Source organism: Paenibacillus solanacearum (assembly GCF_910593845.1).
GTDB lineage: Bacteria > Bacillota > Bacilli > Paenibacillales > NBRC-103111 > Paenibacillus_G > Paenibacillus_G solanacearum.
Window position 1 is genome coordinate 109,263 of sequence record NZ_CAJVAS010000017.1, and the last position, 13,537, is coordinate 122,799.

General features: G+C 45.5%; 10 protein-coding genes and 1 pseudogene. 3 read left to right on the forward strand and 8 right to left on the reverse strand.

The window, feature by feature from the left end:
• The first annotated feature begins 263 nt into the window (after positions 1–263).
• Positions 264–1,943 carry a stalk domain-containing protein gene (locus KXG62_RS18860; protein WP_218093553.1) on the forward strand — a complete coding sequence of 560 codons (1,680 nt, stop codon included), beginning with the start codon at positions 264–266 and terminating at the stop codon, positions 1,941–1,943.
• Between the two features lie 81 nt (positions 1,944–2,024).
• On the opposite strand, the gene KXG62_RS18865 is transcribed toward KXG62_RS18860, so the two are convergent.
• Complete coding sequence (locus KXG62_RS18865; RefSeq protein WP_218093554.1) at positions 2,025–3,338, reverse strand: ABC transporter substrate-binding protein; 1,314 nt, start codon at positions 3,336–3,338, stop codon at positions 2,025–2,027.
• Positions 3,339–3,578: 240 nt separating this feature from the next.
• Here KXG62_RS18865 and KXG62_RS18870 point away from each other — a divergent pair, with 240 nt between their 5' ends.
• The gene (locus tag KXG62_RS18870) at positions 3,579–4,394 is read left to right on the forward strand and encodes an AraC family transcriptional regulator (protein WP_218093555.1); all 816 of its coding nucleotides are present in this window, start codon (positions 3,579–3,581) and stop codon (positions 4,392–4,394) included.
• A 25-nt stretch (positions 4,395–4,419) separates the two neighbouring features.
• On the opposite strand, the gene KXG62_RS18875 is transcribed toward KXG62_RS18870, so the two are convergent.
• The 4 genes from KXG62_RS18875 to KXG62_RS18890 all read right to left on the reverse strand — a co-directional run bounded on the left by KXG62_RS18875 (position 4,420) and on the right by KXG62_RS18890 (position 8,279).
• Positions 4,420–5,574, reverse strand: coding sequence for a Gfo/Idh/MocA family protein (locus KXG62_RS18875; protein WP_218093556.1), 1,155 nt, complete (start codon positions 5,572–5,574; stop codon positions 4,420–4,422).
• A gap of 36 nt (positions 5,575–5,610) precedes the next feature.
• Positions 5,611–6,459, reverse strand: a complete 849-nt coding sequence (locus tag KXG62_RS18880) for an SDR family oxidoreductase (protein ID WP_218093557.1) — start codon at positions 6,457–6,459, stop codon at positions 5,611–5,613.
• The gene (gene uxuA, locus KXG62_RS18885) at positions 6,443–7,531 is read right to left on the reverse strand and encodes a mannonate dehydratase (protein WP_218093558.1); all 1,089 of its coding nucleotides are present in this window, start codon (positions 7,529–7,531) and stop codon (positions 6,443–6,445) included. Before uxuA ends, KXG62_RS18880 begins: the two co-directional genes overlap by 17 nt.
• 61 nt (positions 7,532–7,592) lie before the next feature.
• The gene (locus KXG62_RS18890; RefSeq protein WP_218093559.1) at positions 7,593–8,279 is read right to left on the reverse strand and encodes a GntR family transcriptional regulator; all 687 of its coding nucleotides are present in this window, start codon (positions 8,277–8,279) and stop codon (positions 7,593–7,595) included.
• Positions 8,280–8,527: 248 nt separating this feature from the next.
• On the opposite strand from KXG62_RS18890, the gene KXG62_RS18895 reads away from it, so the two are divergent.
• The gene (locus KXG62_RS18895; protein WP_218093560.1) at positions 8,528–9,580 is read left to right on the forward strand and encodes a WG repeat-containing protein; all 1,053 of its coding nucleotides are present in this window, start codon (positions 8,528–8,530) and stop codon (positions 9,578–9,580) included.
• 198 nt (positions 9,581–9,778) lie between these two features.
• On the opposite strand, the gene KXG62_RS18900 is transcribed toward KXG62_RS18895, so the two are convergent.
• From KXG62_RS18900 to KXG62_RS18910, 3 genes and pseudogenes are all read right to left on the reverse strand, one after another.
• Positions 9,779–11,095, reverse strand: a complete 1,317-nt coding sequence (locus KXG62_RS18900; protein WP_218093561.1) for an ABC transporter substrate-binding protein — start codon at positions 11,093–11,095, stop codon at positions 9,779–9,781.
• 277 nt (positions 11,096–11,372) lie between these two features.
• A complete protein-coding gene (locus tag KXG62_RS18905; RefSeq protein ID WP_218093562.1) occupies positions 11,373–12,806 on the reverse strand; it encodes an MATE family efflux transporter in 1,434 nt (477 codons plus the stop codon).
• A gap of 369 nt (positions 12,807–13,175) precedes the next feature.
• Positions 13,176–13,427, reverse strand: a pseudogene (locus tag KXG62_RS18910) (phage tail protein); the annotation flags it as partial.
• Positions 13,428–13,537 lie beyond the last annotated feature (110 nt).

Genomic DNA, 13,537 nt, shown 5'->3' on the forward strand with positions numbered 1-13,537 from the left:
TACTGCTTATCCGTTGTTTAAAACGAAGGAATTTCAACAGCAATCCCCCTTGCTATTTCCATTCCATATCATGTGCGGGTTTCCATATTTTATACTCTCTACCCAGTATCTTATAATCAAAAAGCCCTAAGCGGAACTTGAAATGATGTCAAAAGGACTTGTTTCAGGTTCCATTTATTTACTAAATTTGTTACAATTACGTAGTTCCAAAAAACTATATATATTTCCTACTTTAACACTACTATCAACAAGGAGATGAGGATTTGAAAAAATGGCTGGTGGGTATGAGTGCAGCGCTTTTGCTGCTGCCGCAAGGCAGCATCTTTGCTGAACCATCGAAGAGCATTCCGGTTTCATTTAACAAAGTCAATATTGTCGTGAATGGACAAGCGGCAGCCAGTAATAATATTTTGTATGACGGCAGCACTTTTGTTCCGATCCGAAATATCGCGGAAATGATGGCAGATTTACCGGTAACCTTTTATCCCAAAGAAAATATAGTCAATATTGGCTTTGTCCCTGCGGGTACAGAAGAGCCGGGCGTCCCTTCGGAGCAATCGGACAACTCCAAGGATGATGTATTGGAGGAAAAAAGGGATACTGCGATCGATGCGGCTTTTGACGCGATAACCATCATGGTTAATCTCGAAAAGGTAGAGGCCAGCAACCTGTTATATAACGGACGGACCTATGTCCCGCTTCGAGCGGTTTCCAATATCCTGGGATTAAAAGTGGCTTATGATGCAGCAACGGATACAGCCTATATTGGCACGCTTCCTGAAGGCGTAACGATCCAAACTTCAGATTCCCCGAAGTCCTCTGCCTCTGCTGTGAGCGGCTTGTCCCACGTGCCCGGGCAAGGTGAGATGGCCGGCTGGATGATGCTGACGGGACATCCTTATGAGGATATAGCGGAGATTTATTACAAAGTCAACGGCAGCATGATTACCTCAACGGCTGTGGACATCCGCAACATAGACTTGAACGAAGTGATCACATGGGTTGATGACGACGGAAGGACAATTAAAAATAAAAGAGGAGACCTTCATTTCTTTTTCGGAAAATTCAGCAACGAGTATACGGGAGACTGGTTTTATTCCAAGTTTGGCGATGTTTATGCCGATTATTTTAAAGTAGCCTCCTTGCCGACAGAGCAGCTCGTTGAACAATATGTGATGGAAACAGGGCAGGTCAAGCCTCCCGAAAGCAAAGTTACCCTGAAACCGGATACGGTTGTAACCGTGGAAACTCCACAGTCAGGATACTCTAAACATCCAAATGATGCCACCTTTTACGCGTATGATCGGTCCGGTACGTATAAAGGAGAATTCATTGACCGGGATGATGGAAACTACGTCAGCTTCCTTTGGTACAACACACCGGAGCCTCCCAAGCTGTCTGACAAATGGATGTCTCTCAGCATATTGCGGAAAATTTACAATGTGAGCTACCAAGATACCCAGGTCGTCATCAAACAGGGAGACGAAGAAGTATTACGTCTGCCTCTCCCGTCCAATTGGAATCAGATTGACGTGAAGGAGACCACATCGGGCAATATCCGGATCAAGAAATTCGATACCGGGGATAACCAGATTACCGAAACCTGGATTGACGAAGATACTTTGAAGAAAAAGACCGGGGTGAAGTTCACTTTCTCTGGCAGAACGGGTGTTGATGATTATGCCTTTTACGGTCCTCCTCAAGAAAATTCCACACAAGGTCCATTGTTGCTTGAATTGAAGCTTCCGAGCTCATGGAACAAAAGCCACGCGGATGATGCCGCGGAAATTAACGGGCTGCATGTGAAAAAAGAAAACGGGATACGCTACTTTCTGGTAGAAGATTTAATAAAATTGAAACTCATCACCATCAGTAAGGAGAGCAAAGATTTCACCATCTATTTTAATGTGGATGATCTGATCGCCGCCGGACTTATCAAATAACATCTTCGTTTAAGCAAAGAGTCTCTCCCAGAGAGACTCTTTGTGCTGCCAGTATAGGTTCGCGTGCTCACCGAGCAAAATTTATTTTTTTAATTTCTCCTCAATCGCTTTGTTCGCCTTTTCCTCCGCTTCCCGTAAAGCGGTATTCACATCTTTCCCCGCCGCCAATTCTTTGGCAGCAGCATCGATGGCGGAGCGGACCAAGGCGTCATATTCCGTAAGGGGGTCGTTTATTTTGCGCGGCTTTGACTTGAATATACCGGCTATGTTCTTTCCTTTAAGGTAAGCTACATTTGCGCCATACTGCGTTTGAAAATCCCCTTTGGTCAAAACCGAAACTTTTCCGCTTTTGCTCAGTTCGGATTGTACCTCATCGGAAGTGAAGATCTTCATCACTTCAAAAACTTCATTCTTATATTTGCTTTGCTTATTCAGCAGGATCGTATGCGGGGAAATGACGCGGCCTGTACCGATAGCTTCAGCGTAGTTGGGAAGCGAGACAAAATCCCATGGCACTCTATCCGAGATCGTCGCATCAATACCCGCTACCATGTCGGGAACCCATTGGGTAAACATGGCTACGGTCCCGTCCTTAAAGAATTCATTGGTACCATAAGTAATTTTTTTATCCTCTCCCAGAAATTCTGGAACATCGATGATCTCCTTCATCGTGGTAAAAGCTTTTCTCCAATGATCGTTATTAATTGAAGCTTTGTTCGTAGCCGGATTAACGTAAGGTAAAGAAAGTCCATAACCTAACCGGGAAATCGAATCCCCACTCAATCCAATGTATCGGATCCCGTTATCTGTTCTGGTTACCTTGCGGGCTAACTGGAGGATCTCATCCCAGTTCATCCCGTCTTTCGGATACGGGACTGCAAATTTATCAAAGATCGCTTTATTATAGAGAAGAGCTGCGATGTTTTGCATGACCGGTAACTGGTACATTGCACCTTTTCCACCGCTGTACACTTTAATGGAGTCTATGGCAGCAGGATCGAAACGATTCAGGTCGAAGTTGTTGCTCTTCATCAGAGTGGTTAGATCCTCAGGTACATCAAGTTCTCGCCAAAGAGGCGTATTCGCGTCTGTCGTATAGATCAGATCCGGAACGATGCCAGCGGCCACTAAGTCCTCCGGATTGGTGCCTGTCCCTTTACGTACAATATGAAACGAAATATTAGGATATTTTTTGTGTACAGGCTGAACGATAAATTTGTCAATTTCCTCATTGCTGATCGCCGCGTGCTGGTAGAGAGTAAGGGTAATCGGTTCGTTAGTTATTGAACTTCTCGTTTGAACATTCCCGGTGTTATCCTTTGTGCCTGTTCCTTGGCTGCAACCTGCAAGCGCCGTCATCAATACAACTGAAGATACAATGCTAATCCCCTTCATCTTTTTCCCCTCCTTATGGACTCACTAACGGGTGGAAACTTACGTAAGCGGTTTCAACTGTTGTGATCCATGGTGAATGCACTGCGGCACCACCACTTGAGAAAAAGCATATATGATATTTTTTTAAAATTCATTGAGTATTTTGATCATTATTTATCCATTTCTTGATTTTTTTGCTATATCGACTTGAAATATGTGTTAAATCATTATTTAATGAAAGCATAGATGGAAGGGTGAATAATGATGCCGAATACGATGGATTGCCCTTTACAAGAAATTCAATTCGGTTATTCGAATTCTGTTATTATTAATACCAGCTATCATTATCATGACAACTATGAAATTTATTTTCTTATTTCCGGCAGCAGCGAATTTTTTGTAAAAGATCGAACGTATTCTGTTTCTAATCTCGATATCCTTTTTATTCCGAAAGGAACGTTACATAAAAATAATTATATTTCGCGAAGTTATGAGCGGACCGTAATTAACTTTACAGAAGAATACATAGGTTCACATTTCATAGCAAAAATGACAAAGCTTTTTGAACAGTGTATTTACAAACCACAAGACCCTGAGCTGATAAAAAAACTATTTAGTATGATTGGGAAGGAGATTGATAAAAATGATGATCTGTCTTCCGCTCTTATTAAAAGTTATTTCATCCAATTAATTTCCTACTTCATTAGAAATCAATCGGAATTCGTATATCACTGCAACAACAATGCAAACCCCACTATAGAACGACTCATTCGGTTCATTAACGCAAATTATCATGTACCTATAACGTTAGACTCTGCGTCTGCCATGTTTAATTTAAGCAAATCTCATCTTTCTAGGCTTTTTCTTAAAACGACAGGATTTGGCTTTAAAGAATATGTGCAGATCATCCGAATATACAACGCAAAAAATATGTTAAAAATTACAAACCATTCGATCAGGCAAATTGCTTTTGATTGCGGGTTTAATGACAGCAATTATTTTTCAAAAACTTTTAAAGAATCGACAGGGCTGTCCCCTCTGCAGTATAGGAAACATCAAAAACGAAAAGGTCCATGATATTCACGGACCTTCTCCATCCTCTCTAGCTAGTCTCCCCGCTCACGATAATCTCGTTCGTATCGAAGCCGACTATTGTTCTTTTCTTCTCGTAAAATCGGGGCGCATTCGCCATCATCCCGCTGCTGGTGTAGAAGGGACTGTTCGGCTGCAGCGGGAGTGTAACGGTTGTGCGCGTACTGGCCGACTGATATATCGCCGTAATAAGCTCCAGCGTCTTTCGACCTTCCTGCCCTGTAACCAAAACTTTTCCAGTACCGTTCTCGATGGCCGTCAGCACATCGTCAAGCTGACCTTTATGGCCGGTATACGGAAGCGGTGGAACCTGCTCGGCAAGAAGATTGATTTCTTCCTTCAACTCCGAGTTGTCCTGCGGGAACCCGTTTTCCCTGGATGTAGATGCGGTCACCCGCCATGGCATCGATATCCGCGCCTTTTCCCCTTGAAAAATAAGCTGCTGCTCCTGTCCGTGATGCACAACGGAGCTTGTAATCTGCGCCAAAGCCCGCGAATAAGTGAGAATGGCAATCGACAAATCCTCGACTTCCGCATTATCATGTGATGTGTTACGCATGACGGCCGTTACCTGTTCCGGCATGCCCATGAGCCATTGGAACATGTCGATATGATGGACGGCGTGATTCAGTGTGCAGCCACCGCCTTCTTTCTCCCAGGTGCCGCGCCACCACAGATCATAATATTCGTAGCCTCTCCACCAATGCGAATCGACCTGGGCATGCACAATGGTTCCGGCCAGTCCCGAATCAAGTACCCGCTTTAGTTTCATGATCGCATCGCCGAATCGGTTTTGACTGATGACCGAAAGTATTTTTCCCGATTTATGTGCTGCATCGTTCATCCGATCACATTCTTCGAGCGAAGAAGCCATTGGCTTCTCGACAACAACGTGCTTGCCGGATTTTAAAGCGTTTACCGCAATTTCGGCATGTGTGTAAGGCGGTGTGCATACCGATATAAGGTCGATATCGTCCTGTCCCAGAAGCTCGTGGTAATCATGATACACTGCACAATCCAACTGGTATTTCTGCTTGCACTTTTCTGCCTTTTCCACATAGAAGTCGCACACAGCAACGATCTGACAGCGGCCTTTAAACGTAAGATATGCTTCGATATGAGCCGACGAAATAGCGCCGGATCCAATGACAGCAACTCGAATCATTTTCCCCATTCCTTTCGTTGTCACTTCACCGCCGGGTTAAACGCCCGAATACGCCATAAATCCGCCATCCACCGGGACAGTGATGCCGGTTACGAAGCCCGACGTCGTCTCGTCGACCAGCCATAACAAGGTGACAAGCAGATCGTCAGGCGTACCGAATCTTCGCATCGGGGTATGGGTCATAATTTTATACGATCTTTCCGTTAGCGAACCGTCTTCACGGGTTAGCAAATTGCGGTTTTGCTCCGTCAGGAAGAAACCAGGCGCGATTGCATTGACTCGGATTCCGGAATCCGCCATGTGGACGGCAAGCCACTTTGTAAAATTTTCGATCCCTGCTTTAGCCGCACTGTAGATCGGCACCTTGGTCATCGGGCTTGGAGCGCTCATCGATGACATATTGATCACGACGGCCCCCGGGCGATTGATCATCTTCCTCGTGAACATTTGCGTCGGGATGAGCGTGCCGAGAAAATTCAAATTAAACACATATTCGACGCCTTCCGCGCTCAGGTCGAAGAAGGTGGTTAGTTCCTTATCCACCAAATCCTCCGGGCTCAGCGTCTCCTTCGTAGTCGTCCCTTTCGGATGGTTGCCGCCGGCGCCGTTAATTAACATATCGCAAACGCCGAGCTGCTCCGAAACGACTCGTTCTGCGGCCCGCATACTTTGAACATCCAGCACGTCGCAGGCTACAGCAATCGCCTCACCGCCTGCTTGTCTGATCGCGTCCGCAACCGCTTCCCCTTTTGCCACCGTCCGATTTAAGATCGCGACCTTGACACCTTGTCTGCCAAGTTCCTTGGCCATGGCCGAGCAGAGAACCCCGCTTCCGCCCGTGATGACCGCTACCTTACCTTGCAACTGTTCATGAATGGGCAGCATAACGTTTCCCCCTTCGTTCTCTCTCCAGTGAGTCCCATATTCCCCACAAATACATTATTCCTAATGCTCGATCGTAAAGCCCGTAACCGGGTCGGCACTGCTCATCCCATATGTGCCTGCCGTGATCCGGCCTTGCGTATCCGGTAAAGCCATTCTCGTGATATGCCTTCACCATATCGCAAATATCTACGGAACCGTCGCAAGCCCGATGCGAGGTTTCGATGAAATCGCCGTTTTCATACAATCTGACATTCCGAATATGGGCAAAAGGGATGCGGTCGGCAAACTCTCTTACCATCTCCGCCACGTTATTGTCCGGATTAACGCCGAGGGAACCGCTGCACAGCGTAACGCCGTTATATGGATTGTCAACCAGCTTCAGCAGCCTCCCGATGTTCGCCTTGTTCGTCATTATGCGCGGCAGCCCAAAGATCGACCATGGCGGGTCGTCGGGGTGGATGGCCATCTGGATACCGTTCTGCTCGGCAATCGGTATGACTTGCTCCAGGAAATATTGAAGATGATCCCATAGATCCTCTTCCGTTACATCCTCATAGGCGGCAAAAAGCTCGGTTAATCGCTGCAGCCGTTCCGGTTCCCAGCCAGGCATCGTGAAATCCGGGTTGTCGGCAATGTTCCGGACCAATTCGATCGGGTCCATATCGGCAACCTTTGCTTTCTCGTAGAAAAGCGCGGTCGAACCATCCTCGAGCTCCTTGTGCAAATCCGTACGAATCCAATCGAAGACCGGCATGAAGTTGTAGCAAATGACCTTTACGCCGACCTTGCCCAGGTTCTCGATCGTTCTTTTGTAATTTTCGATATATTGATCCCGGGTAGGGCGGCCTAGCTTGATGTCTTCGTGCACATTCACGCTTTCGACAACCTCGATATGCAGTCCATACTTCTCGACCTGCCCCTTGAAGGACAATATCCGCTCCATCGGCCATTCTTCGCCGGCGGGAAGATCATGGAGCGCCCAGACGACTCCCTCAACGCCCGGAATTTGCCGAATCTGCTTCAGCGTTACGGTATCGTTGCCTTCGCCATACCATCGGAATACCATTCTCATCTCTGTTCCTCCGTGTGATACATCAAATTTTCCCGCTGCGTCAGCCCAGCTTTCTCACGAATCACTTAAAATAGGTCGGGTATTTTGCTTTCAGCTCCTCCTTTTCTACCGTCACTCGGGTTAAATGTTCCCGCATTACGCTTTCTGCCTGGTCCGGATCCTTCTCCCGGATCGCCTGAACGATCGCATGATGCTGCGAGATGATCATATCCCAGTCATGGTTATCAGCCAGCCGTAAATAACGAAGCCGGTTATAGTGTGTGGCGGTCTGCTGCAGAAGCGCCCAAGTTCGACTTTTGCCGCAGCCAACGATCATTTCTTGATGAAACTCAACATCCAGTTCAAAGAGACGTTTATCATTTTTTTCCGCCACACAAAGTTCTTGCAGTGCGACCAGATTTTGCAGCCGCAGCAATTGTTCGGCATTCAGCAGCTCACAGGCTTGGCGCACGATAGCTGCTTCCAGCGTTTCGCGGATAAACCGGGATTCTTCGACGAGCCTCAAATCAATCCGTGTAATAAACGACCCTTTTTGCGGAATGGTTTCAATCAACTCTTCTTGCGATAATTTGACAAACGCTTCACGAATGGGGGAGCGGCTAACTTGCAGCATTTCTGCAACCTCTTTTTCGGAAATGAACCGACCCGGCTCCAGCGTGAGCTCCATAATATTTTTCAACAGCGTATCATGGACGTAGTCACGGACAAGTCCCTTGGTGGCTTTATGAGATTCTAGCATCACTGTCATCACGCTTCCCCTTGTTCTGTTTATAATCGATCTTTCTAGTAGAACTAATCATACTAGTTATACTATAGGAAAATCATACCTTATCTGGGCTAATCGTTCAAGAAACTATTTCTTCGATTAATAAGAAAACCATTTATGCAACGCAAGTGATATGACATCGCTTTTTGTGATCTCATTGTTATGGTATGATTTACCTACTTCTTTGTGTCCTGCAATGCAAACTTTAATGTGAAGGGGCTTCTATCAACATGAATCTCTATCCTGTTCCTGGTCCAAATGGTTGGACCGGTTATATTAACAATAAAGGTGATTTAGAAATACCGGTTCGTATCCTACATTCTGGAGGATTATTTTTCGAAAATCGTGCTAGAGTTGGGTTAAGTGGCACGGGAGGTAAAAAGTATGGATATTATGATGAAAAAGGAAATTGGATAATTGAACCACAATTCAAAAGTGCAAGTAACTTTTGTAATGGTTGTGCGGTTGTTAGCACTGAGAGTGAGCAAGGAAAGCGTAGATATAAGTTTATAAATAAATCTGGAGACATTCTATGGGAAGTGCCCGATGGGTTATCAGTCCACTCTCGTGAATCAAATGGACTGTATCCTATTAAAAAAGATGGAAAGCTTGCTTACTTTACCTGCTATGGGAAGCAAATGACAGAATTTGAATTTGAAAATGCGTATGCTTTCAAAGATGGATTAGGTTTGGTTCATTTGTCGACAACCAATTCTGGGGAATATCTAATAACCTACATTCGTGAAGATGGCAGTAGGTTATTTGAGCCATTCATTAATTTTGGTATATCGTTTTTTTCAGAGGGACATAGCGTATTAGGTAAAAGGGTTCGTTCTGGAACTAATGTAGAAGATAGTTACTTTATTTTTAACAAAGAAGGGAAAATATTGAATCCTGAAACGACATATAGTATAGCCGGTCCATTTTCTGAGGGTTTAACATATGTGCATATCCCAAAAGAAGGACATCCAGGTATACGTTACATAAATACATTAGGTGAAACCATATTAAAACCTCATGTAAAATATATCCCTAAGAATTTTTCAAGTGGTATGGTAGTGGTTAGACATGAGAGATATTCTTTTTATGGATATGCTGATAAGACAGGTGAAACTGTAATTGAGTGCAAATATAAGGAGTGTAACGACTTTCAAGGTGATTTAGCATATGTTATTTGGGATAAAGATTTTTCTTGGGTAGCCGAACCATATATGTATATCAACAGATCAGGCGAAGTCGTTTATAAAATGGAAAGACAACATGTCCCCGATATTGGTTTTTAGATACCCGTTTTGAAGGTACAGAGATGTACAATTGCCCATTCATATGGGCTAATATAAAAGCCGATTTTATGAATGAGTACTGTACCAATCAAAAGAGAACCACAAGTTATAACTAACCTGTAGTCCTCGTAACGAAAAGCTTATTATTCCGAGAAGCAACGAATAGGCGACGCTGCATGATTCCGTTTCATTCTTTTATTATTTCTGTTGTTGTTTGGCAAGTGCCAGCTGCTGGTCGATCGTATAGGCCGCCTCTGTCAATGCGGTTTGGACAGCTGCGCTGGATGGAGTATTAAGAATGTTCCCGATATTTTTCTTCGTTAAAAGCGAAGGTAAGGCAGGATTCCGGTAGCTGGCCAGCATAAACGCGTAATTCAGCTCTTCGAGAAACACCTTGATTACAGGATCCGAAGCCTGACCAAGCTTCTGAATGGCGGACTTGGAGGTCAGCAGTTCCTGACGTGACCAATCCTTATGAAACGCGCTATCAGAATTCAGGATAACCCCCTTCATAAACTTCCAAGCCAGCTCCTTTTGTTTCGATATGGCTGGGACTGACAAGGTTTGAATCGATACGCCGTTTACCTTTTTTCCTGTTTCCAGACGCGGCAGCGGTGCAACTGCTGTTTTTCCGGCGGTTGCTTTGTTTTGCTCTAAAAAAGAATACATGCCGTATAAGGAGACGGTCATACCTGCATTGCCTCCCCACATTTCATATAAGGTAGGATTGCCCATACTGTCAACGATCTTAATCGCGTTGTTCGTGTTCATTTGATGCCCCAGCAGCGCGATTGCATCCGAGACTGGACGGCTGTCCAAATAGCCGCTGACCTTGCTGTTATCCGGCGATAATAGGCTGGTGCCGCTGCTTTGCACCAGTGTCTCCAAGAACGTGGATTCGAACGGAATCGTGCTTCCGAAAATCTCCTTACCCTCCACAGCATTGGCAGACTTGAGCTTGATCGATATGTCAAAGTACTGCTCCCAGGTCCAATCCCCGCTAGGATATTGGATTCCTGCTTTATCGAACCATTCCTTGTTGTAATATACGGCCAGCGGTGCCGGCGACATCGGGATGCCGTTCAGTTTACCTTTCGTCGTAGCCATTTTCGTCAGAGATTCGTACAAATCATCCGTTGTCATCCGATCCGCTTTGAAGAAGGGGAGGAGATCGGCAAACATTCCTTCTTCAGCAAGGAGAGGATAGAACGGGCTGAATATAAGATCCGTCTGCTTTCCTTCATTCAATCTTGCCTTCAAATCTTTCTGGAAGTTTTGCGAGGGGAGCTTTTCAATTTTGATGCGAACGCCCGGGTTTTCCGTTTCAAATTGTTTTGCATGCTTTTGAAACGTGTCAATTCGGTACTTTACGGAACCCGATGTATTTTCCGGCATCAAGAGCACTAATTCCTGGTTCTTCGTTTCTTCTACCTTCACTGTCTTATTGTCGTCCACCTCTGAGCAGCCGGATAATAAGGCACCGCATATCATATACATCGCAACCGCTTTTTTCATTCATTCCACTCCCTCCAATGATTCACTTCAAAAACGCGCCCTATTTGTTTCGTTCATCATGGTGTTGGAGGCAATCATTAATAAATCATTCCCCTGCCAATTCAACGATCGATCCACCTCCCCGTCATGTTAGACATTTCAGGATGGGAAAAAGATACATGTTTTGTTGAAATTTTCTCTACACGGACAAAACGAAGAGGAGCAGCTCGCCGAGGCGCCTGCTCCTATTGAAATCATTACTTATCGCTTCTGTTAGTTCCTCGCTTCCTCCTGAATCCTACACAACCGCCGTTTTCCATCTGCCGCTCTTATAACGGTAAAAAATAATGGCCGTTCGCACGATTTGATCGATCGCAATCGATAAATAAGCGCCGATAATCCCCCAATTGAAAACGATTACAAAAAGCAAACCTAATAGGCTTCTAAAAACACAGACGCCAATAAAAGTCGAAATCAGTGGAATTTTGGTGTCGCCTGCCCCGCGCAGCGCTCCGGCCAATATAAATTGCGTCGCCTGGAAAGTCTGAATTAATCCAATAATTCTTAAAGCGCTGCTGCCTGCGTTGATGACGGTCTGGTCGTTTGTATACAACATCATGATGTATGGGGCCAGAATAATGAAGAGGACGCCTGTTACCCCTCCAAACATTCGGCCGAAGCGCTGGGTCTCCCAACCGAACTTTTCAGCCAAATCAGGCTTACCAGCCCCCAGACCTTGCCCGACCAGTGTACTGGCAGCCAGCGCGAATGCCATACCGGGCATAAAGGAAAACCCCATAATATTGAAGCAGATGGTATGTGCAGCAAAAACTGCCGTTCCCAAACCGCTGACCACGATCGTAAATACAAGTTGACCCAATCGCATAGCAAACTGCTCGCCCATGGAAGGCAAACCGATCTTTACAAGCCGGCGGATCGTCGGATAATCGAAGGTCCATACCTGGCTCCAAGACAGCTTGATGTACGAGCCTTTTCCGAACAGCACTTTCAACACCCATAGTGCCGCAAACGCTTTAGCCAAAGCGGTAGCAATCGCGGCTCCCGCAACGCCAAGGCCGGGGATAGGGCCCATTCCATAAATGAGGGGATACCCGAGCACCACAACAATGATATTCGAAAGTACATTGATTTTCATTGGCGTACGCGTATCTCCGGCTCCACGCAGCACTGCAGAAAGACTCATCGACAAAATCGTAAATCCGAGCGAAAGAAACATGATCTGCGCGTAACCGACTCCTTCTTGCAGCACTTCCGGTGTCGCACCCATGAATATCATGATGTTTTCCGCTTGCAAATAACTAAGAATAATGACTCCAACCGAAAGCAGAAGACTGAGGATAAAAGTTTGCTGGGCCGCCAGATTCGCTTCTTCTACATTTCCCGCTCCCATCGCTCTGGCGATGATTGCCGTTGTTCCGATATTGAGTGCCATAAAAATCGCCAATGCGAAAAAAATGGGTTGGTTCGTTAAGCCTACAGCCGTTACCGCTTCCGCTCCAACGTGCCCGACCATGATCATCACGATCATCTGAAGCACATTCAGCAGAATGTTCTCGACAAGCGACGGAGCGACAAGCTGGCGGATAACCTTGCGTATTTCTTTCGTTCCTCCTGATTCCAATCTCAACAATTGCTGCGGGTCAAGAATCCTTTTCGGACTTTTCTGTTTGGCAAGACGTTCATCTACCTCTTCGTCTGGCTGTGGACGCATAGCTCTCTCCCTTCGTCAACATGTTTTAAATATATATTAACATTAATCGCTATGAATGTTCACCAAAAATTGGATAATGCGCGGCTGGTGAGGAAGGTCGTTTAATATGGTGTCGCGAACCCATCCATTAGTCTGACTACGACGACCATGGTGCATCACGGAATGTCGCTTTTTCATTGGAAGCACGCGGAGTAGATTAATCCTTTACTGGTCGTTGCGCCATAAAAAAAACGGGTAGGCAATAATCTATCATCGCCTACCCCGTTATATTTTTTTCCTTAGAAATTCGTGTTTTGACAATGGGCGTATTACATAGATGCTGGACTAACCCTCTAGTAAACCGGTCCATTCTAAGGGGGCGTTATTGCTTCAATATTCTCCTTTAATGACGAAGAACGTACCTCGAATGGTCCCAGCCAGTTTGGACTTCTGTCTTGCAAATTTGAACTTCTTCTCTTCCAGCTCCTTAGGTACTTCCATCCCCTCAGATAGCTTAAATCCAACGGCCCGCTTCTTAGGATCATCCACCATATACATGACGTTGACCGCTAGACCATCCTCATAAAAGACGAAGGCCCATTTGATATTTTCTACTTGAAAACGCGATGTTTCTAGAAGTGTGGTGAAAAACACCACGAATACTCGATATGGTAGAATAATAGAAATACCTGATTAGAAATGAGGAACAGTTATGCGAGCAGCAAAACGGACCGGGGTCCAGCCACAACTAT